Source organism: [Rhizobium] kunmingense (assembly GCF_977018605.1).
Genome location: NZ_CDRNXG010000002.1, coordinates 244,871 through 263,791 on the forward strand (window position 1 = coordinate 244,871; position 18,921 = coordinate 263,791).

Here is an 18,921-nt window from a genome sequence, read left to right on the forward strand (position 1 = left end):
ATCCATCGATCCTCCTGATGCATAACGCCTATCACAGATCAATATATTCCAATTGGATGCCGATCAAAGAGGCGCCTATCTTTCTGTCCGTACCGGATTTGAACATGGAACGGAGAATGGGCCATGATGATTTCGCGTCTTCTTTCTAAGACAGTTCTGGCTGCGGCAGCGCTGATGTTCGCTGCTCAGGCATCGGCGCAATCGGTTGACGTTCTGGCCGGCATATCGGCGGGCAAGGTCGCAGTCATCTCGGATGGCGACTACCTAGCAAAAACCTATGCGGACTCCGTCCTTGCACCCGTAGAAGCCGGGCATAAGGATACACTGACCATCCTGTCCATCACCGATGGCAAGGTGACGCAAAGTGCCTTGCCGGTTTCAAATTCGGTGACGGCGGCGCCGGAGATTCTGGAACTGACACCGGACGGCCGAACCGCTTTCGTGACCGAGCGGCTTGGCGAACGCCCCGTCGGTGCTACGACCGTCAGGGAGTTGCCGGCCGGCAACCGGGTATTCGCCGTCGACCTCAGCGATGCCACCAATCCGAAGCTGGCGGATACGGTGGAGATCGGGATCAATCCGGAAAGCCTCGCCGTCAGCCCGGATGGACGGCGGGTTGCCGTCGTTTCCAATACGGCGGAAGAGAGCCTTTTGCAGATAGTGGAATTTCGCAATGGCCTGTTCGGACAGGTGGCACGCTTTTCTCTTGCGGATCTAGGTTTGAGCGGATCGGCGGAAGGTCTGCGTGGCGGCGTCACGGCAACCAATGTGCAATGGCATCCGTCCGGCCGCCATCTGGCGGTCAATATCAATACGCAGGATCGCGTCGCCTTTGTCGAGGTGACGCAAGGCGAGGGAGCGCTTGCGGTCAAGCTCTGGGGCGATCCTGTCGAGACGGGCCGCGACCCTTTCGTCGGCCGCTTCACGCCGGATGGCCGGCACTATCTGACCTCCAACTGGGGACGGAATTTCAAGGCGACGACGCTCGACGAGCGCATTCCCAATGCGGCTTCGACGATCAGCGTCATCCGTCTCGCCGAACCTGAAGCCGCGAACGGGCAGCATCGGCAGCTGGCCAGTGTCGATACGGATGTTTCCGCCGAGGGGATCGCCGTCAGCCCGGACGGGCGACTTGTTGCGACCTTCAACATGCGCGGCACCAGTTTTGCGCCCGGCACGCCACGCTACACCCGTGAGGCGGGAATATCGTTGCTGTCCTTCGATCCGCAGACCGGTGATCTGAGGAAGCTTTCCGATACGCCATTCGAAGCGGTACTGCCCGAAGGCGGTACATTCGATCTGACCGGTGACCATTTGATTGCCACCTCGTTCGAGGCACAGCCTGGCGCGGCACCGGGCGTTGGCGCCGGCCTTGCCGTCTTTCGTGTCGTGAAAGGCGCGGTACTACGGCTTGAAGAGGTTGGCCGGGTGCCGTTGCCGCACGGCGTTCATCATGTCGCCGTATCCCGATGATGGTCGGGCGCGGCGGGCGTAAGCGGAGACTTCTGTTCACGTCCAAGACAAGGATATGGGACAATTTCAGCCGGTCGTCGCGACACCCTCGATCGTAGCCTGTTTGAGCATCTGGTTGAGCACATCCTGATCAAAGTTGGGGGTGGAGATTGCGGACCGGGCTGACAGCCTCAAGGAGCGACGCGACGTCCAGGATGGTCGATTCCGCCTGCCAGCTGCCAACCAGCTGGACGTTGATCGGCAGACCATCCTTGCTGGTGCCAAACCGCATCGAGACGCCTGGCAGGCCCGTGAGGTTCAACGGAACTGTGGCGCCCTGCAGGTAGGTGGCATCGACCGTCCGGCCGTTGATGACGAACTGCTCCTGGCCGTGCTTGTGGGCGGGTAGGGGAAGGACAGGGGTGATAAGCACGTCGAACGTACTGAAGAATTCCGCAAAACCATCCCGTATGCGTTCGGCGGCCTGCTCAGCCCCGATGTAGTCCCTCATAGACGTGTCCGGCAGGCTGAGCATGGTCCTCGCCATCTTGTAGAGTTCGTCGTCGCGGCGACCGGCCGTCGCTTCCACGAAGTCCGGTTTCATTTCCATCACATGCAATCGGTTGAACACATCGAGGGCGAAATCACGCTCCAGCGCCGGGATGCGGACCGGTTCGACATGCAGGCCAGCGTCCTTCAGGGCATCTGCGGCTGTCTCGACCGTTGCAGCCACCTGCGGATCAATCGGGCCGAAGCCCGGCTCGACAAGCCAGCCTACGCGAAGCTCTCGATCGGATTGGCGGCCGATGCCCGCGTCGAATGGGACAGTACTGGTCGCGAAAGCGTCGAGGCCATCGGGACCGTAAAGCTGCGAGAATGCCAGCGCCAGGTCGCGTATGCTGCGGGCCATCGGGCCGACATGCCAGAAGCGGCGTGGAGCGCGTGGCCAGATGCCGGTCATCGGTATTCGGCCATGGGTCGCCTTCAATGACGAGATGCCGGTCTGTGCGGCTGGACCGCGGACAGAAATGGCAAGGTCGGTACCAAGACCGATCGGGGACATTCCGGCTGCGATGGCCGCTGATTCGCCGCCGCTAGAGCCGCCAGGTGTGCGTTCAAGGTTCCAGGGATTGTTGGATCGCCCGGAAAGCAGGTTGTCGCTCTCGATCCAGTACGAGAATTCCGGAAGGTTGGTCTTGGCCAGGAGGATGCCTCCGGCGATCTTCATCCGTGCGACGCTGGTGGCATCGGTTTCAGGAATTCGACCCTTGAATATCGGCGAGCCGCGCTGCGTCAGCACGCCAGCCGTGTCGATCGAGTCCTTTGCTGTGAATGGCACTCCATGAAGGGGTGCGAGTTTTCCGCCCTTCATCACAGCCGCTTCGGCTTCCCTTGCAGCATCCAATGCACGCTCGGAGACCGTGACGATGGCGTTCACCTTCGGATCGATCGTTTCGATACGATCCAGGTGCGCTTCCATAATCTCAACTGGTGAGACCTGCTTGGTGCGGATGAGCTCTGCGAGGTGCGTTGCGTCGGAATAGATGAAATCGGTGTTCATGTTCACCTCCAAAATAACTAACGTTAGTTAGGTAAAATTAGAATGCAAATTCCGGTTGGTCAAGGTCCCTTTTGCGCTAAAGAGAAATGTCGGTACGAGGCATAGAGATGAGCGAGAATTCCCGAGAGAAGATTCTGGAGGCGGCAACGCAGCTGGCGCAGGCACATGGTTACGGTGGATTGAGCATCCGCGACCTGGCGGCCGCTGTCGGCATCAAAGCGGCAAGCATCTACTATCACTTCCCAGGCAAGGCTGAGCTCGCGGCAGCTGTCGCCCATCGCTATTGGGAGTGCTCCGTTGGCGCTCTCGATGAAATCTGGAACACCCATCCGGATCCGCATGAGCGTCTTCGGCGCTATCCGCAGACTTTCCGCTGGGCGTTGGAAAACGATAACCGGATGTGCATGGCAAGCTTCATGGGGGCGGAGTATGACGACCTTCCCGACATCGTGAAGAGTGAAGTGCAGGTGTTTTGGGACGTCAATGTCGCATGGCTGAAGAAGGCTTTGATCGCTGCAGATGCGGTAACGGACGACCATGCGGATGCTCGTGCCCGCGCAATCTTCGCAGCCGTTGCCGGCGCGCAGCTAATGGCCAGAGCTCGAGCGGATATCGCGCTGTATGACACGCTGATCGAAAGCTATTGCTCGGTTGGGCTAATTCCGGGGTGATGCCAGAAAGGCGTTACCGGTAATGAAATCTGGAAGCGACAGGTTGAATTGGCCTGGGTGCTGCATCGGCGATCTGCGGGTTCATTCCATCACGATCTTCGTCAAGCGCTCGGTCGACCGATTGCAATCCATTTCCGCTCCGCCGGCGCTGTTGAACTCGGCTGAACGCCATGACAGTGTATTCCAAAACAGGAATGGCTCGTGGATCGCTTTTCGTCGCTTCAGTTATTCGTACGCGTGGTCGAACGCGGAAGCTTCACCCATGTCGGACGAGAAATCGGTATCGGACAGCCGGCGGTGAGCAAGCAGATTGCCGCGCTTGAGGCGCGTCTTGAAACGCCGTTGCTCAGCCGCACTTCGCGTGGATTGCGCCCGACTGCGGCGGGGTTGGATCTTTATGAATCCGCTATCCGCATTCTCGGAGATCTCGAAGAGGCAGAAGGTCGGATCAGGCAGAAAAGCGTCAAGCCGACAGGCAATGTCCGTCTGGCTACCCCGCCCGCCTTGGGCCGGATGTTCATCATCCCGCGACTTCCCGCCTTCTTCGAACGCTACCCGGGCATCACCATCGAACTTTCGGTTGCCGAGCGTCGCGTGGACCTTGTCAGAGACGGGATCGACGTTGCCTTGCGGGTTGGAACTTTGCCGGATTCCACGCTGATTGCACGCAGGATCGGGGACTTGCAGATGGTGATCGCAGCGTCTCCCGACTATCTCGGGCGCAACGGCACTCCTCATTCGCCAGCGGATCTAAGATCACACAATCTTATTGTCGGGCAGACGCAAGGTTCCACACAGCCCTGGAAGTTCAACGGTCCGGACGGTTTTATGCTGCTTGAACCCGAGGGAAATCTCGCAACCAATGATGTGGAGGACCAACGGGCGGCAATACTGGCGGGGATTGGCATCGGATATGTCGGGCGAGCCATGCTGGCCGCAGACCTGAAGTCGGGGAATGCCATCCCGATCCTTCAGCAATTTACGCCCGAACCCTCTCCGATTCACGCCCTGTATGCGAGTGGCCGCAAGATGCCGCAGCGTTTCCGCGTGGTCGTTGAGTTTCTTGCCGAGGTCTGCGCGGAGGAGCCCAGTTTGCGTCTCATGCCGTAACGTCATTCCGTCAAGGAATGGATGCTAGTCTCTCGGCCGGTCTCGGTTGCTGAAAGTCAGCCTCCTATGTTCCGTTCATCGCTGCAGTCAGGCAGCTCGACATGAAAGGAACTTCGCATGGGAAAACTCAGTGAAAAGATCGCGGTCATTACCGGTGGCAGCACCGGCATGGGACTGGCGACCGCAAAATTGTTTGCGCAGGAGGGTGCGCGGGTCATCATCACGGGTCGAGACCAGATGGCCATCGATACCGCTGTCGGCGAGATAGGTCATGAGGCCGAAGGTTTCCGTGGCGACATTTCCAAGCTTTCGGACCTCGATGCTCTGCGCGAGCATGTCGAAGGGCGGTACGGTCGCCTTGATATCCTGTTCGCAAACGCCGGCGGTGCCCGGCCGGGGCTGTTCGAGCAGGTCACCGACGAAGACTTCGATTTCACGGCGAATACCAACTTCAAGGGCACGTTCTTCACGGTTCAGAAGCTCATCGGGCTGATGGGCGCCGGAAGCTCCATTATCCTCAACACTTCGATCCAGGGCGTAAGGGGCACGGCAGGGCTGTCCGTTTACTCCGCGACCAAGGCGGCACTACGCTCGCTGGCCCGGTCACTGACCGCCGAATACGGTTCGAAAGGCATCCGGATCAATGCTCTGGCTCCGGGCTTCATTGATACGGACATCATGCGCCGTACAGGCCTCAGCAAGGAGATGATCGACGAGATGAACAGGCAGGCCATTGATCTGACGCCACTCGGTCGAAAGGGGACGGGCCACGACATTGCAAAGACGGTCCTGTTCCTGGCATCGGATGAATCCGAGTTCATCACCGGCATCGAACTGACCGTCGATGGTGGCTGGGCGCAGGTCTGAATGGATGAGGGCCGTGATCAAGCGGCCCTTTCTCCCGCGATAGCATGAAGGCGACGTCCATAGTGACCGCAGGTACAGGCTGTTTCGTCCGAGGCTTGCGACAAGCAACCGCCGCTGGCAGGGGCGTCTAGCGCATTGCATAGCCATTGGTTATGAGTGCGATTACCCCATAAGTAATGGACATGCATGGCATGGCTGTGCTGTCTCTTGTCGTGGAACCGGTGCCGTTCGCGCCGGATTGATGATTGGTGAAATCGTTGCAATGCAGAAAAAGCACAGAGATTTGTTTCGCCGGACCTTCCTGCTCGGCTCGCTTTCACTGACGGCGGGTCTGGCGGGATGCAGAACGCAGGGCGAGGTCGTTCCGTCTCAGCCCGCCACGACCACAATGCCACCGCCGCCACTTCCCGCATCAGACCCGGAGCTGGAAGGACGCTACGCCAGCTTCGAAGATGGAGGGCATTTCGTGCCTGCCATTCCTTACCGGGAAATGGATCCCAGATATTATCGACAACGCGTTGCCGATCCGACGGGCGAGCGGGCCGGAACCGTGGTTGTCGATACTCCCAACCGCTTTCTCTATCTTGTCGAAGAGGGCGGAACCGCCATGCGCTACGGGGTCGGTATCGGTCGTGAGGGGTTCGCTTGGCAGGGAGAGGGTATCATCCACTGGAGGCAGCACTGGCCGCGATGGAAGCCGCCATCCGAAATGATCGCGCGTCAGCCGGAACTGGAGCGCTACTCCGTCGCAAACGGCGGCATGGAACCCGGCATCATGAATCCGCTCGGTGCGCGTGCGCTCTATATCTTCCAGAACCGGCAGGATACGCTCTATCGGCTCCACGGCAGTCCGGAATGGCAGTCGATTGGCAAAAGCGTGTCGTCAGGCTGTGTTCGCCTCGTCAATCACGATATCATCGATCTCTACGAGCGCGTTCCCTATCATGCGCGGATCGTTGTCCATCAGCAACCGGGGGTGATGGCGACATGAGAACGGCAAAAGGCATGCCGGTGCGATGGAGATGGTGTCGTCATCGTCGACTTCGCCCCGCGGCTGCCGGGACATCCCAAACGTCAGAGAGGCAGGTTTGAATTGGACATTGCTGCAGCCCTCAGAGCTTTCGTGCGGACCGTCGAACGGGGATCGGTGACGGCCGCCGCCCGCGATCTCGACATGTCGCAACCGGGTGTCACGAAGCATCTGCGCAACCTCGAACGCCATGTCGGCGCACGTCTCCTCGAACGTTCGTCACGGATCGTCAGGCCAACCGCACAGGGGCAGTCGCTCTACGATGCGAGCCGCGAAGCCCTGATCGCAATCGATGCCGCGCTTGAAGGCGTTCGCCTGGATATGGGAGCGGTGGAAGGCAGTCTGCGCATCCACGCGCCGTCGTGTATCGGCGCGAAACACCTGCATCGCATCGTCATGGCGTTCCAGCGACAGTACCCCGCTGTCACCGTGGATCTCATCCTCGACAATCGTGACGTCGATCTGATCTACGAGAATTTCGATGTGGCAATCAAGTACGGTCGCCCGGCCAGCCAGGAACTCATCATTCGCCGGCTTGGTTCGATCCGTAGAATACTCGTCGCGGCGCCGAGCCTGCTCGAACGATACGGGCCGATCGATACATTCGAGCGATTGTCTGAAATAGGGTTCATTGCCAGTGCAAGACTGGTCGCTCCGGCCGACATTCTCACATTGCAGGGCCGCGGAGGTGATATCGTTGATGTTCCGATCCGACCCATCCTGCGGACGAACAGCGCCGAGGTGATTGCCTCGACCTTGGTGGAAGGTCATGCGGCCGGGCCGGTTCAACAGCTTTTGGTCAGCGCCGAGCTGGCGAGCGGTCGCCTGGTCCGCATTCTGCCGGATTACGAGGTGAAGCCGACGGAGGCCTTCTGGGTCTATCCCTCCGTTCGCTTCATGCGGCCGGTCGTCAAGGTTTTCAGCGAGTTTGCGACCCGGGAACTGCGTACCGTCGAGGGCATCGTCGCAGGTGATCGCTCGACGCAGGAGCCTTCGCAGCAGGCGCTCGTGCAGATGCTGGCCGGCGCGGCGGAATAAACGGGAGATGCTAGACATCTCGGCGAGCTGATGCCTGACAGCCGCCGCGCTAAGCTTCCAGAATGTACGATCCTGTCGTTGGCACAGGATACAGACCGGCGGCTCGAGGGCATCTAGAGCCAATTGGCGTCTAGTTGATCCGCGACAACCATTCGCTCAGAAACCGTGTGCCTGCCACCTCGAGAGCTTCGCCATGGCAATGCGTATCTCTGCGTAGAGCCACAGGACTGACGGCTGAAGTCGCCAGTTCGCTCGCGTGGCCGAGAAGCCAGTGTTCGAAGCGTGCCGCGAAAGGCTCGGGATGAAACTGGAGGCCGAGGATGTTCGGTCCGCGGGCGAAGGCCTGATTGCGGCATAGTGGGGTGGAGGCGAGGCGCACGCAGCCGATCGGCAGATCGAATGTATCGCCATGCCAATGCAAAACCGCTACCTCCCGCAATGCGGCCAGTGGATGATCTGCGCCGGCCTCGGTCAGCTCGAGCGGCGACCAGCCGATCTCCTTGGCCGGTCCGGGATAGACCCGTGCCTCGAGGGCGGCGGCCATCAGTTGCGCGCCGAGGCAGATGCCGAGCGTTGGCCGATCCGCAGCAATGCGTGCCCGCAACAATTCGATTTCCCGAGTGATGGTCGGATAGGCCTCATGATCGTAAACGCCGATAGGACCGCCCAGAACCACGAGAAGATCGGCGCCCAGCGGGTCGAGACACCCGACATCGCGGTCTGCGACATCCACATAGTCGATGTCGTAACCGGCCTCCCGCAAGGGGATTTCGAAACTGCCGAGGTCTTCGAAACCGATATGGCGAATGGCTTGCAGGCTGCGTCTCGTCATCGCGATGTCTCCGATGCCGGCAATGATTTCGCGGCTCGTGCGGTCAGGATGTGCTCGAGATCCTTCAACGCGGCAGCAGCGGTGGCAAGTGGCTCTTTACCTGATCCGATCGCGATCGTTTCACCCATCGCGTCGGTTGTGATGCGGATTGCCTTGCCCTTGCCGCGGATGTTGGCGAATGGATCGGAAAGCGGATATGTTCGGACGGCGACCTTGGCTTGGATTGTTCCATTCACCCGCGTGAGGCTGCCGACGAGTTTCGGAACGAGCCCTTGCCCGCGCCACGTTTCGATACGCTCCGCAGTGACCGAGTGGATGCCCTCGACCGCCAGATCATCCATCGCCAGATCGGCGCCGAGGCCGAAATTGGCGATGAGCAGCAGCTTGCAGGCGGTGTCCCAGCCTTCCGTATCGTTGCGCGGATCGGCCTCGGCGAAACCGCCTTGTTGCGCCTCGCGCAAGGCTTCCGCGAAACCAATCCCACGCGTCGTCATCGCATCGAGCAGGTAGTTGGTGGTGGCGTTCAGAATGCCTTCGACCTCGAGCACTTCGCAACCCTTGAGACTATGCTCGACAAGGTCGATCGTCGGCAGGGCGGCTGCGGCGGCACCGCTGAGTTTCAGCATCGCGCCAGTGTCTCGCGCAAGCTCGCGCAGTTGCCTTCCGCTATGGACCAGCGCGCCTTTCGATATGACGATCGTATCGCGCCCGGCCGACAAGGCGGAATGAAGGTAGGCGAGCCCCGGACCACCGGTGCGAAAATCGCTTGGTCCCGCCTCGATGAGGATATCGGCGCCGCTTGCCTCGATGAAGGCGGGTCCCGAAAGGCCGTCCTCGAGCGTGCCCAGTTGATGTTCCTCCAGGCCGTCGGCGTTTCCCAGACCGGCTTTCGATCCACATATCGCGACCAACCTGACATCCGCTCCGTAGGTTGCACGATAGTGTTCACGCCGGGCCAAAAGCAGGCTTGCCGTTGCCCGCCCAACGCCTCCGAAACCTGCAATGGCAATCTTATGTGTCTTCATGCATCCATCTCTCGCTTCGGCTGGCCGTTCCAGGCTCGGATTGCTGGTCGCCCATCTCCTATACAATGAAATCTGCGCTGCCGCAGTGTTTGGCAACTACACGGGACATTCTCACGCAACTGCTCCACACGCATGTCTCCGTGGTGCAAAACTGAATGGCATCCGGCGCCGCCAGGGACGGGGCGCCGGATGCGTTCGGATCACGACGGCATTCGCTGCCGTTCGCCTGTCCGCGCCGCCTGTTCGACGGCCTGGACGAGGCGGCTGTTGTGAAGCGCGTGCGCGAAACCCGGTGTTTTATAGGTGCCGGCAACGAGATCGCGACCGAGAGATGCGTAGACTTCGCCGACATTTATGGCGGCACCCGCCCAGAATGGAGCGGCTGTCGGCCCCACGCCGGTGGCGACGGGCATTTCAGGCGCGGCGAAATCGACGCTGGCAGAGAGGGTCAGGTCGCCAACCTGGACTCCCGCAAGATGGTTGCCGCTCAGCTTCAGCCAGCCGCCAGATCCACGGATCTCTAAGACAAAGCTTGCATCCTCGGCAGGCACGCCCGCCAGTATCTGGACCGAGACAGGCGCTCCGGTTGCGGTCTTGGCGATCAGATCGACGTGATCGGGAATGTCGCGGACTGACGTTTCACCGGTATCGACGATCTCAATCGTCGGCCATAGGCGTTCCGTACGCGCGTCGACCTCCGAGATATTGCCAAGCACAGCTTCAATGACATCCAGCACATGGCCCGTCGTAATCGTCATGAAGGTCGCACCCGAGGCCGCCTTGTTGAAATAGTCGTAAGCCTTGGTGGATTGCGGCCCGTAGCCGAAAGTGGTGGCGCTCACCCGCGCCGACATGGGACGGCCGATCCTCCCCGAGCCGATCAGCTCTGCCGCCCGACGGATCGCGGGGTTGTGGCGACCCTGAAGACCGATGGCCGTATGCAACGAGCCCGCGGCGGCGGCCATCTCTTCCGTCTCGGCCAACGTCGCTCCAAGAGGGGATTCGCTGTAGACAGCCTTGCCTGCCTGAAGCGCGGCGAGCACCAGTTCCCTATGTGCCGGGACTTTCACCGCAACCGTAACGATGTCGATGCTGTCGTCGCGGATCATCGCATAGGGATCGGAGAACCATAGATCGGCGCCGAAAGCGGCCGCCGCTGCCCGAGCACTTTCCTCGCGCCGCGTGGCCACGGCAGCAAGGACAAGTGATTGCTGTGATTGCAGGGCCGGAACATGGGAGGCGCCTGCCCAGCTTGCCTGCGTATCCGCACCAATGATTCCGACCCGAAATTTCCTGTCCGACATGTCTCTGCTCCGATATTGGATAAGTCTTGGCACCACGGCGCCAGTCCTTCGAAGATAGTGACGATCCAAAATCAGGGTTATGCGTTTTCTATCATTGGATTGCCCGATCATCTAAATCGACGCCGGGTCGCGGGCGCAGTGTGACGGCTCGCGAGCTGGAACGCGCCTTCAGCAAAATTTCGGATCGGCCCATCAGCTATCAGTGCAGATCCGCTCAGACGCCGCGGCGAAGGTCGGCCTGCGCAGTTCCGCTCTGCACGATGCTGTCTCTCTTCGCATCGCACTTCGATACATGAGCAGCCCATCCGACGGTAACGACCAAGGCAAGCGTTGCGAATGAACAAGACTGAAAGACCGACATTTTCGATATCTCCGATGATCATGATGACGCCTGAAGGCACGTCTTGAGCATACGGAAGCTTTGATCGGAAGCTGCGCGCTTTCAATCATTGAATGAGCTTCCACTCTCATCCGCTCGGCCGGGCAGTTCATCGGCGAGCGAATTGATCTCCATTGCGCTCGATGCTCCGGGGCACTCGGAGTGGAGCGCGTTTGATCACATCGTGCTGGATGTTGAGAGTATTTGCATAGCTGCTGCCTGGATTATCGGATGCAATGAGGTCGGGTTCATTGTCCCGGCTTGTTCCTCACGAGGTATCTCGGGCCGGGATACGGGGGCCGGGAACATCCAAACGGCCAAAAGGGAGGACTGCAATGACGGATATGCAAGAGACGAACGCTCTACCAGCCACGGGCCGCAGGCGGTTCCTGATCGGGTCCGCTTTGACAAGCGCTGCCCCTTTGATCGCACGAGGCGGGTCGGCCGTCGCTTCCGAAAATCCTGACGTCAGTGACGCCCGCGCGCCGGTGAGTATCGAGCTGAAAGTCAACGAGCGTGCCCACCGCCTTGACGTTGATACCAGAGTGACGCTGCTCGATGCTTTGCGCGAGGAGATTGGCCTGACAGGCGCCAAGAAAGGATGTGACCACGGGCAGTGTGGAGCATGCACGGTCCTGATCGACGGCCGGCGGGAACTATCCTGTTTGACATTGGCGGTAACCGCTGAAGGGCGTGACGTCGTGACGATCGAGGGACTAAATGGCGCGGGCGGAGATTTGCATCCGATGAAGCAGGCGTTCATCGACCACGATGCTTTCCAATGCGGGTACTGTACGCCCGGCCAGATCCTGTCGGCGGTCAGCTGCGTCCGTGAGGGGCATGCCGGCAGCCCTGATGAAATCCGTGAGTATATGAGCGGCAATATCTGTCGATGCGCGGCCTATCCCAACATCGTCGCTGCGATTTCGCAGGCGAGCGGACAGATGGGAGAATGACGAGATGCAGCCATTTCATTATGCGCGACCCGCTTCGCTTGCCGAGGCAATCGTTGTCGGCGGAAGGGATCAGTCTCGCAATCCGGACGTGACAGCGGCTTTCCTTGCCGGCGGCACGACGCTCATCGACCTGATGAAGCTGAATGTCATGCAGCCAGGTCGCGTGGTGGACCTCAATCCATCCGCCCGTGAGTTCTCCGCGATTAGGTTTGACGGCTCGGTGCTGCGTCTCGGCGCCTTTACAAAGATGGCGGCCGCCGCGGATCATCCCGACGTCCGCAGCGACTTCCCCGTCATCGCGCAGAGCCTGGCGCTCGCCGCCAGTGCGCAACTGCGCAACATGGCGACACTCGGCGGAAACGTGCTGCAGCGGACACGCTGCGCCTATTTCCGGGATCCGTCATGGACAGCCTGCAACAAGCGCTCGCCAGGCAGCGGATGTGCGGCGATCGGCGGCGCCAATCGCCAGCATGCGGTACTGGGATCCAGCGAGGATTGCATCGCAACCTATCATGGGGATTTCGCCCAGGCACTCATGGCGCTGGACGCGGCAGTGCTGCTTGTCGGCCCGGATGGGGCGAGAAGCATGCCCTTTGCTTCACTTCATCTGCGGCCCGGCAACACGCCTCATATAGAGACCAATCTTCTCGCCGGCGAGATCATATCGGAAATCCTCGTCCCCGCAGGCGCCTTGGCCCGTCGCTCACGCTACGTGAAGGTTCGTGACCGTCAGTCCTACGAGTTCGCCGTCGCCTCCGTGGCTGTGGCGCTGGAACTGGAAGGTGAGGTCGCCAAAGATGTCCGGATCGCTCTGGGCGGGGTGGCAACCGCTCCCTGGCGCGCATTCGATGCGGAAGCGCTGCTGCGAGGCAAGGCGTTGAACGAAGCATCCGCAACCGATGCCGCCAGAGCGGCTTTTGCAGGCGCCGTCGCGCAATCCCATAATGCATTCAAGATAAATGTCGGGCAGGCCGCGATCGTGCGGGCATTGCTTGAAACCGCAGCAATGGAGGTGCGTCGTGGCTAATACTCTATTTCCGCAGGCGACAGGTACGATGGGGCAGCCCTATCGGCGCTATGAGGCGCTTGAGAAAGTCAATGGAACCGCGACCTATGCCAGCGACGTAAAGCTGGCAAAGACGGCGCATGCCTACCTACTGACAAGCCGGATCGGGCGCGGCGTGATCCGATCGCTCGATCTGAACAATGCAAAAGCGATCCCCGGCGTCATCGACATATTGACCCACCAGACTATCGGCGAAGACGTCAGGCAAACCCAGGCGCTATATGCGGGGGGATATGTGGCGGATTCCGTTCGTCCGCTCGGTTCCGCAGAGGTCGCCTATTGGGGCCAGCCGGTCGCGATGGTCGTGGCGGAAAGCTACGAGATTGCACGTGAGGCGGCGGGCAGGATCGACATTTCCTACGATGTCACCGAACCGGCATCCAGCTTCGATTCCGCCGGAGTGGAGATGGCGGCGCTGGAGCCGATGAATTTGGGCGTCGGCGATTTCGAGACCGCCTACGCCGATGCTCCCGTCAGGATCGATGCCCGTTACTCGACGCCGGTGCAGCACCACAACGCAATGGAGTTGTTTGCGACGCAATGCGCATGGGATGGCGATCACCTGACGGTCTATGAGCCGGGGCAATATCTCAACAACATCAAGCATGGTCTGGCAGAACAGCTTGGTATCGATCCGGAGCATATTCGCGTCATCAACCGCTATGTTGGTGGAGCTTTCGGCGCGAAAGGGTTTCTGACGCAGCGCACGGCGCTGGTCGCCGTCGCTGCTCGGCGGATCGGCAGGCCCGTCAAGCTGGTCGCAACGCGTGAGCAAGGGTTCTTTTTGTCCGCATACAGGGCGGAGACCCGCCATCATGTGCAACTGGCCGCTGGCCTGGACGGCAGGCTCATGGCCAGCAGGCATGAAGGCTGGGAGATTACCTCGCGCGCGGACGTGCTGGCGCTGGGCGGCAACGCCATTACCGTCAGGCTCTATGCGTGTCCGAACATCGAAGGCCGGGTCAATGTCGTGAAGGCAGATCGCTCGACGCCGGGTTTCATGCGAGGCCCAGGTGAAGTTCCCTACGCGTTCGCATTCGAAAGCGCTCTCGACGAACTCGCCTATGCGCTCAAGATGGATCCCGTCGAATTGAGACGGGTCAACGACACCAGGGTCGAACCGATCGCCGGACTGCCCTATACGAGCAGATCGTTGATGCCGTGTTTCGATGCTGCAGGCGCAGAGTTCGGATGGGAAAGAAGAGCAGCGGAACCTGGATCGATGCGCGATGGTGACTGGCTCCTCGGCTGGGGGTGCGCGGCCGCGTTTTATCCGACACAGGTCGGTAATTCGGCGGCGCGCGTGCGGCTCGGTTCCGACGGGCGGGTCCATGTTTCCAGTGCAGGGCACGAGCTCGGACAGGGCATGTACACGATGATGGCGCAGGTCGCGGCCGAGCAGCTCGGAGTGCCGATGGAACGTGTCACCGTGTCGCTTGGAGACACCGATCTGCCGCCTACCATCGTTGCAGGCGGTTCGGCCGGGACGGCCAGCCTCGCCCCTGCCATCATGGCGGCCTGCGATGCAATCCGCCAGCGTCTGCAACTTGACGGTTCACCCAACGCGGATGTGATCGCCGCGATGCAGGCTTCTGGACTAGGCTCCATCGAGGAGTTTGCCGAAACACGTGCTCACGGGCTGCCACCGGAAAGCGTCCAGGGCATGTATCGGGGAAGAGTTGCAATGAGCGGAGGGGTTCATTTGCCGGATCGCGTTCAACTGGCCTTTGGAGCGCAGTTCGTGGAAGTCAGGATCCACGCGCGAACCCGCGAGTTGCGTGTGTCGCGCGCAGTGGGCGCGTTTGCCGCCGGGCGCATCATCAACCCACGGACGGCTCATGGACAGCTTGTCGGAGGCATGATCTGGGGCATCAGTTCCGCCCTTCACGAGCAGACCGAGATCGATCCGCGTAATGCCAGCTACATCAATGCAAATCTCGCTGACTACCTCCTGCCTGTGAACGCGGATATTGCCGATGTTCAGGCCATCATGGTGCCGGAGGAGGATAATTTGGTCAACGCGGCCGGCGTCAAGGGTGTCGGCGAGGTTGGGACGGTGGGGATGGCTGCTGCCGTCGCCAACGCCGTATATCACGCAACAGGGAAGCGCTTGCGTGATCTTCCATTGCGTATCGAACACGTTCTGGAGGAGGTCTGATCCCAATGAATAAGCCCACATTCTCTGACTTGCTTGCGGTTATCGAACATCATGCGCGGTATGACTACGTCACGCCCGTCCCGGGGCTGAAAGTCGGCCGCACGGACTCGCCGTCGGAGGTCGGGCATTCGATCTACCAACCGTCGTTCGGATTTGTGGGGCGCGGGGTCAAGGAAATGATGGTGGGGGAAACGCCTTTTCACTACGCAGCGGGAGAATCCCTGTTGTGTGCGGCTGACGTGCCGGTGACATCACAGGTCACCGACGCCCATCCGTCCACTCCATATCTGGCCATCCATCTGGAAATCGATCCCGCGGTGGTTGCGGATCTCGTGCGCGAGCAGTCAGGGCACCGCCCGAAAGCGCCCGACAATCAGGTTGCCGGAAAATACAAGCTCGATCCGGACCTCTTCGACCCGCTCATCCGGCTCGTATCGCTGATCGAGCGGCCTCGCGACATTCCCGTCATGGCGCCACTGATCCGGCGGGAGATTGTCTGGCGTCTGCTTCACACCGAGCACGGACCGCTTTTAAGCCAGCTCGCCTTTGCCAACGGCCATGCGGCGCGCATCGGCAGAACCACTGCCTGGATCAGAGAAAACATCTCCGAGGCACTGAGCATCTCCGACCTCGCGGCCCAGGCAAACATGAGCGTTCCGAGCTTCCATCGGCACTTCAAGGCGGTGACCTCAATGTCGCCCGTGCAATTCCAGAAACGCGTGCGGCTTCAGGAAGCCCGACGCTACCTTTCGACCGCGAATACCATTTCCTCGGTCGCCTATGACGTGGGATATGAAAGCATCTCTCAGTTCAATCGCGACTACCGTCGATTGTTCAATCTGACGCCGAGCGACGATGCCGCAACGCTGCGAGCGACCCTCAAGCGGGAACTGGGCCAGTCCGCCCAGCAATAGCGCCGTCAGTCACCACAAGATCATTTCGACCTGTTCGCTCTGCTCTTGAGCGTACGGGAACGCGTGTACGCAAAATTCGCACAAAGGGAGAATGGCCGATGTTCACTCGATCGGGATTGCGTTTCCAAGGGATAGCTTTGGTTCTCTTTATATTCGCCACAACGCTATCTGCCGGGATGGCACAGGCGGAGGATGCGCGGCAGGATAATTTCGGCGCTGACAATGGAAATATAGGCGTCACGCAGGTGCAACAGATGAGCGTCGTGATCGAGGCGCCAAGCGGTGTGATCTACACCGATCCGACCGGCGGAAAATCCATGTATGATGGCCATCCGGCGCCCGACCTAATCCTGATCTCCCATGAGCACCATGAGCACTACGATGCGGATACGCTGGAGGAGATCTCAGGTGACAATACGCAGATCGTCGTGCCGCCATTCGTCATGGAACAGCTTCCCGCAGAGTTGCGGCGCAAGGCAGTCTCGCTTTCAAACGGCACGTCGGTGGAGCTTGGTTCCGTCGGCATCGATGCGGTACCTGCCTACGGCCTCACGGGCGCCTCTGCACAGTGGCATCCGAAGGGGCGCGGCAACGGCTATGTAGTGACTGTAGACGGTCAACGAATTTATATCGCCGGGTCGTCCGACGCCATTCCGGAAATGCGGCAATTGAAGGATATCGATATCGCTTTCCTGCCGCTCTATCCGCCTTATGCGCTTGATGTCGACGCCGCCATCGAGGCCGTCGCGTCATTCAGACCCGAGGTCGCCTACATTTACCAGTACAACAGCATCCGCACCCGTGACGAATTTGTCGAAAGGATCAAACACAACAATCCGAGCGGGACGATAGTCGTTGCCCGCGACATTGGTTCTTGCCGGACGCTATCGTTCCTCTGTTCGGATTAGATCGAGAAGCAATTTCGACATTGCAATCACTGCGGAGTGCTTCTTCGTGCTGATCAGATCATGCGGGCGACCGCTTCTGCGATGGGGGTTCCGCCACCCGTAACCTCCAGAATGGATCGGCGGATCTCGGGGCGTTCCATAAGCGCTATAAGTGTCTCGGCAACGTCGTCACGGCGGATTTCACGGTGCACCTTGGCAAGTCCGAGATCGACTGTTCCTACTCCTGGCTCATTGGTCAGGGCAGAGGGTCGAAGAATGACCCAGTCGATATCGGTAAGGGTAATTTCCGTTTCCGCCCTCTTCTTTTCAACCATGTACTGTTCGAAGTCCTCGTCCATCCGCCGCTCGCGCCAGGCTTCCGGAAAAACCGAGACGAGATAAAAGCGGTTCACGCCGGCAATTTTCATGGCCGCAGCCACCTTTGCCGGTCCATCGCCATCGACGGCGATCGTCGCCTCCGGGCCGTCTCGACCGCCAGCGCCTGCTGTGAACAGAACCACGTCGTGGCCCCTGACAAGATCGGCGAGCGTCGCAACCGTGTCAGTGGCTACGTCGCCGACGACAGCTGCAACTCCTTCACGCTCGAGCCGATCCATCTGTTCGGAACGGCGAACCACGCCGGTAACCCGATGACCCTGAGCAGCAAGACGTTTTGCGACACGGGCACCGACACCGCCGGTTGCGCCTACAATGATGACTTTCATGATATGCTCCTTTGAAAACCGGAAAACCAAAGCCATGAAAGGGATGAGCATCCCGTTCGTGGCTGATCATGGTCATTACAGGTGTGGCTGTGGCACCATCGTACGCATTGCAAGCAATGGTGCCGTAACCGTCGTCATTCGGCATCCATTTTGTACCGGCTTACCGCAACCACAAGTGCTTCAGCCGCCTCACTGGAAGACGCCGGGTTCTGTCCGGTGATAAGCTGACCATCGACGACCGAGTGGACACCCCAATCCTTTACCTTTGAAAACACGGCGCCAAGACGGATGAGCTCGTCTTCAACGAGGAATGGGACCACCTTGTCGAGGCCGACTGCAGCCTCCTCGGTGTTCGTAAACCCGGTCACATAGCGACCGTCGACGAACGGAGTGCCGTCGGGTTTGCCTACGTGACGTAGAACGCCCGGAGCATGGCAGACCAGTGCGATCGTCTTGCCGGCCGCGATGAAGGATTCGATGAGACGGATAGAGGTCCGGTCTTCCGCGAGATCCCACATTGGGCCATGGCCTCCAGGGTAAAAGACCGTGTCGAAATCCTTCTGGTCAATACTGTCGAGGCGCACGGTCGTAGCCAACTGAGCATTGGCTTCTGCATCCGCGGTGAAGCGTCGCGTCAGATCCGTCTGGAACATGGGCTCGTCACTCTTGGGGTCGAGCGGCGGCTGGCCACCCTTGGGCGACGCAAGCGTAATCTCGGCGCCGGCGTCCTTGAAGACGTAGTAGGGGGCCGCAAGCTCCTCCAGCCAGAAGCCAGTCTTCTTGCCCGTATCGCCGAGCGTGTCGTGGGATGTGAGAACCATAAGGACTTTCATTGTCGTATCCTTGTCATTGCAGCCGCGCCACCATTTCACGCAGCAGGGGTTGAAGCCTGTTCGACAAGCCGTGCCGGCTTCCCGATGACGTGAACATGCCACGCGCATAAACA

17 protein-coding genes are annotated in these 18,921 nt (G+C 60.1%); 11 read left to right on the plus strand and 6 right to left on the minus strand.

The window, feature by feature from the left end:
* Positions 1 to 123 precede the first annotated feature (123 nt).
* On the plus strand, positions 124 to 1,473 hold the full coding sequence (locus tag AC0JZ4_RS19500) for a lactonase family protein (protein ID WP_471888158.1): 1,350 nt from the start codon (positions 124 to 126) through the stop codon (positions 1,471 to 1,473).
* A 130-nt stretch (positions 1,474 to 1,603) separates the two neighbouring features.
* On the opposite strand, the gene AC0JZ4_RS19505 is transcribed toward AC0JZ4_RS19500, so the two are convergent.
* Complete coding sequence (locus tag AC0JZ4_RS19505; protein WP_471888159.1) at positions 1,604 to 3,013, minus strand: amidase; 1,410 nt, start codon at positions 3,011 to 3,013, stop codon at positions 1,604 to 1,606.
* 107 nt (positions 3,014 to 3,120) lie between these two features.
* Here AC0JZ4_RS19505 and AC0JZ4_RS19510 point away from each other — a divergent pair, with 107 nt between their 5' ends.
* The 5 genes from AC0JZ4_RS19510 (at position 3,121) to AC0JZ4_RS19530 (ending at position 7,729) form a co-directional block, all read left to right on the plus strand.
* The gene (locus AC0JZ4_RS19510; protein ID WP_471888160.1) at positions 3,121 to 3,684 is read left to right on the plus strand and encodes a TetR/AcrR family transcriptional regulator; all 564 of its coding nucleotides are present in this window, start codon (positions 3,121 to 3,123) and stop codon (positions 3,682 to 3,684) included.
* A 201-nt stretch (positions 3,685 to 3,885) separates the two neighbouring features.
* Complete coding sequence (locus AC0JZ4_RS19515; protein WP_471888161.1) at positions 3,886 to 4,794, plus strand: LysR family transcriptional regulator; 909 nt, start codon at positions 3,886 to 3,888, stop codon at positions 4,792 to 4,794.
* 117 nt (positions 4,795 to 4,911) lie between these two features.
* Positions 4,912 to 5,661 (plus strand): SDR family NAD(P)-dependent oxidoreductase, encoded by a 750-nt coding sequence (locus AC0JZ4_RS19520; RefSeq protein WP_471888162.1) that lies wholly within the window; start codon positions 4,912 to 4,914, stop codon positions 5,659 to 5,661.
* Between the two features lie 262 nt (positions 5,662 to 5,923).
* Entirely contained in the window at positions 5,924 to 6,652 is a 729-nt protein-coding gene (locus AC0JZ4_RS19525) for a L,D-transpeptidase (protein WP_471888163.1), read from the plus strand.
* 102 nt (positions 6,653 to 6,754) lie between these two features.
* Positions 6,755 to 7,729 carry a LysR family transcriptional regulator gene (locus AC0JZ4_RS19530; protein ID WP_471888164.1) on the plus strand — a complete coding sequence of 325 codons (975 nt, stop codon included), beginning with the start codon at positions 6,755 to 6,757 and terminating at the stop codon, positions 7,727 to 7,729.
* Between the two features lie 130 nt (positions 7,730 to 7,859).
* Here the strand turns inward: AC0JZ4_RS19530 and AC0JZ4_RS19535 are convergent, their stop codons facing one another.
* The 3 genes from AC0JZ4_RS19535 to AC0JZ4_RS19545 form a co-directional block, all read right to left on the minus strand.
* Positions 7,860 to 8,561, minus strand: a complete 702-nt coding sequence (locus AC0JZ4_RS19535) for a glutamine amidotransferase (protein WP_471888165.1) — start codon at positions 8,559 to 8,561, stop codon at positions 7,860 to 7,862.
* Positions 8,558 to 9,586 (minus strand): homoserine dehydrogenase, encoded by a 1,029-nt coding sequence (locus AC0JZ4_RS19540; protein WP_471888166.1) that lies wholly within the window; start codon positions 9,584 to 9,586, stop codon positions 8,558 to 8,560. The genes AC0JZ4_RS19535 and AC0JZ4_RS19540 overlap by 4 nt, the downstream gene beginning before the upstream one ends.
* A 200-nt stretch (positions 9,587 to 9,786) precedes the next feature.
* Positions 9,787 to 11,001 (minus strand): Gfo/Idh/MocA family protein, encoded by a 1,215-nt coding sequence (locus tag AC0JZ4_RS19545; protein WP_471888167.1) that lies wholly within the window; start codon positions 10,999 to 11,001, stop codon positions 9,787 to 9,789.
* A 612-nt stretch (positions 11,002 to 11,613) separates the two neighbouring features.
* Here AC0JZ4_RS19545 and AC0JZ4_RS19550 point away from each other — a divergent pair.
* From AC0JZ4_RS19550 to AC0JZ4_RS19570, 5 genes are all read left to right on the plus strand, one after another.
* On the plus strand, positions 11,614 to 12,225 hold the full coding sequence (locus AC0JZ4_RS19550) for a (2Fe-2S)-binding protein (RefSeq protein WP_471889038.1): 612 nt from the start codon (positions 11,614 to 11,616) through the stop codon (positions 12,223 to 12,225).
* Positions 12,226 to 12,229: 4 nt separating this feature from the next.
* On the plus strand, positions 12,230 to 13,252 hold the full coding sequence (locus AC0JZ4_RS19555) for an FAD binding domain-containing protein (RefSeq protein ID WP_471888168.1): 1,023 nt from the start codon (positions 12,230 to 12,232) through the stop codon (positions 13,250 to 13,252).
* 28 nt (positions 13,253 to 13,280) lie between these two features.
* On the plus strand, positions 13,281 to 15,449 hold the full coding sequence (locus tag AC0JZ4_RS19560; protein ID WP_471888169.1) for a xanthine dehydrogenase family protein molybdopterin-binding subunit: 2,169 nt from the start codon (positions 13,281 to 13,283) through the stop codon (positions 15,447 to 15,449).
* A 5-nt stretch (positions 15,450 to 15,454) separates the two neighbouring features.
* The gene (locus AC0JZ4_RS19565; protein WP_471888170.1) at positions 15,455 to 16,363 is read left to right on the plus strand and encodes an AraC family transcriptional regulator; all 909 of its coding nucleotides are present in this window, start codon (positions 15,455 to 15,457) and stop codon (positions 16,361 to 16,363) included.
* 254 nt (positions 16,364 to 16,617) lie between these two features.
* Positions 16,618 to 17,271, plus strand: a complete 654-nt coding sequence (locus AC0JZ4_RS19570) for an MBL fold metallo-hydrolase (RefSeq protein WP_471888171.1) — start codon at positions 16,618 to 16,620, stop codon at positions 17,269 to 17,271.
* A 53-nt stretch (positions 17,272 to 17,324) separates the two neighbouring features.
* Here AC0JZ4_RS19570 and AC0JZ4_RS19575 read toward each other — a convergent pair whose 3' ends face one another.
* Positions 17,325 to 17,975 (minus strand): NAD(P)H-binding protein, encoded by a 651-nt coding sequence (locus tag AC0JZ4_RS19575; protein WP_471888172.1) that lies wholly within the window; start codon positions 17,973 to 17,975, stop codon positions 17,325 to 17,327.
* Positions 17,976 to 18,109: 134 nt separating this feature from the next.
* On the minus strand, positions 18,110 to 18,808 hold the full coding sequence (locus AC0JZ4_RS19580; RefSeq protein WP_471888173.1) for a type 1 glutamine amidotransferase domain-containing protein: 699 nt from the start codon (positions 18,806 to 18,808) through the stop codon (positions 18,110 to 18,112).
* Positions 18,809 to 18,921: the final 113 nt, after the last annotated feature.

What these genes read in the sequence shown, in the direction of transcription:
- AC0JZ4_RS19540 (WP_471888166.1), bottom strand. Translation starts at nt 9,586, where the DNA reads ATGAAGACACATAAGATTGCCATTGCAGGTTTCGGAGGCGTTGGGCGG.
- AC0JZ4_RS19550 (WP_471889038.1), top strand. Translation starts at nt 11,614, where the DNA reads ATGCAAGAGACGAACGCTCTACCAGCCACGGGCCGCAGGCGGTTCCTG.
- AC0JZ4_RS19535 (WP_471888165.1), bottom strand. Translation starts at nt 8,561, where the DNA reads ATGACGAGACGCAGCCTGCAAGCCATTCGCCATATCGGTTTCGAAGAC.
- AC0JZ4_RS19525 (WP_471888163.1), top strand. Translation starts at nt 5,924, where the DNA reads ATGCAGAAAAAGCACAGAGATTTGTTTCGCCGGACCTTCCTGCTCGGC.
- AC0JZ4_RS19545 (WP_471888167.1), bottom strand. Translation starts at nt 11,001, where the DNA reads ATGATCGGGCAATCCAATGATAGAAAACGCATAACCCTGATTTTGGAT.
- AC0JZ4_RS19510 (WP_471888160.1), top strand. Translation starts at nt 3,121, where the DNA reads ATGAGCGAGAATTCCCGAGAGAAGATTCTGGAGGCGGCAACGCAGCTG.
- AC0JZ4_RS19565 (WP_471888170.1), top strand. Translation starts at nt 15,455, where the DNA reads ATGAATAAGCCCACATTCTCTGACTTGCTTGCGGTTATCGAACATCAT.
- AC0JZ4_RS19575 (WP_471888172.1), bottom strand. Translation starts at nt 17,975, where the DNA reads ATGAAAGTCATCATTGTAGGCGCAACCGGCGGTGTCGGTGCCCGTGTC.
- AC0JZ4_RS19500 (WP_471888158.1), top strand. Translation starts at nt 124, where the DNA reads ATGATGATTTCGCGTCTTCTTTCTAAGACAGTTCTGGCTGCGGCAGCG.
- AC0JZ4_RS19560 (WP_471888169.1), top strand. Translation starts at nt 13,281, where the DNA reads ATGGGGCAGCCCTATCGGCGCTATGAGGCGCTTGAGAAAGTCAATGGA.
- AC0JZ4_RS19570 (WP_471888171.1), top strand. Translation starts at nt 16,618, where the DNA reads ATGAGCGTCGTGATCGAGGCGCCAAGCGGTGTGATCTACACCGATCCG.
- AC0JZ4_RS19520 (WP_471888162.1), top strand. Translation starts at nt 4,912, where the DNA reads ATGGGAAAACTCAGTGAAAAGATCGCGGTCATTACCGGTGGCAGCACC.
- AC0JZ4_RS19580 (WP_471888173.1), bottom strand. Translation starts at nt 18,808, where the DNA reads ATGAAAGTCCTTATGGTTCTCACATCCCACGACACGCTCGGCGATACG.
- AC0JZ4_RS19505 (WP_471888159.1), bottom strand. Translation starts at nt 3,013, where the DNA reads ATGAACACCGATTTCATCTATTCCGACGCAACGCACCTCGCAGAGCTC.
- AC0JZ4_RS19555 (WP_471888168.1), top strand. Translation starts at nt 12,230, where the DNA reads ATGCAGCCATTTCATTATGCGCGACCCGCTTCGCTTGCCGAGGCAATC.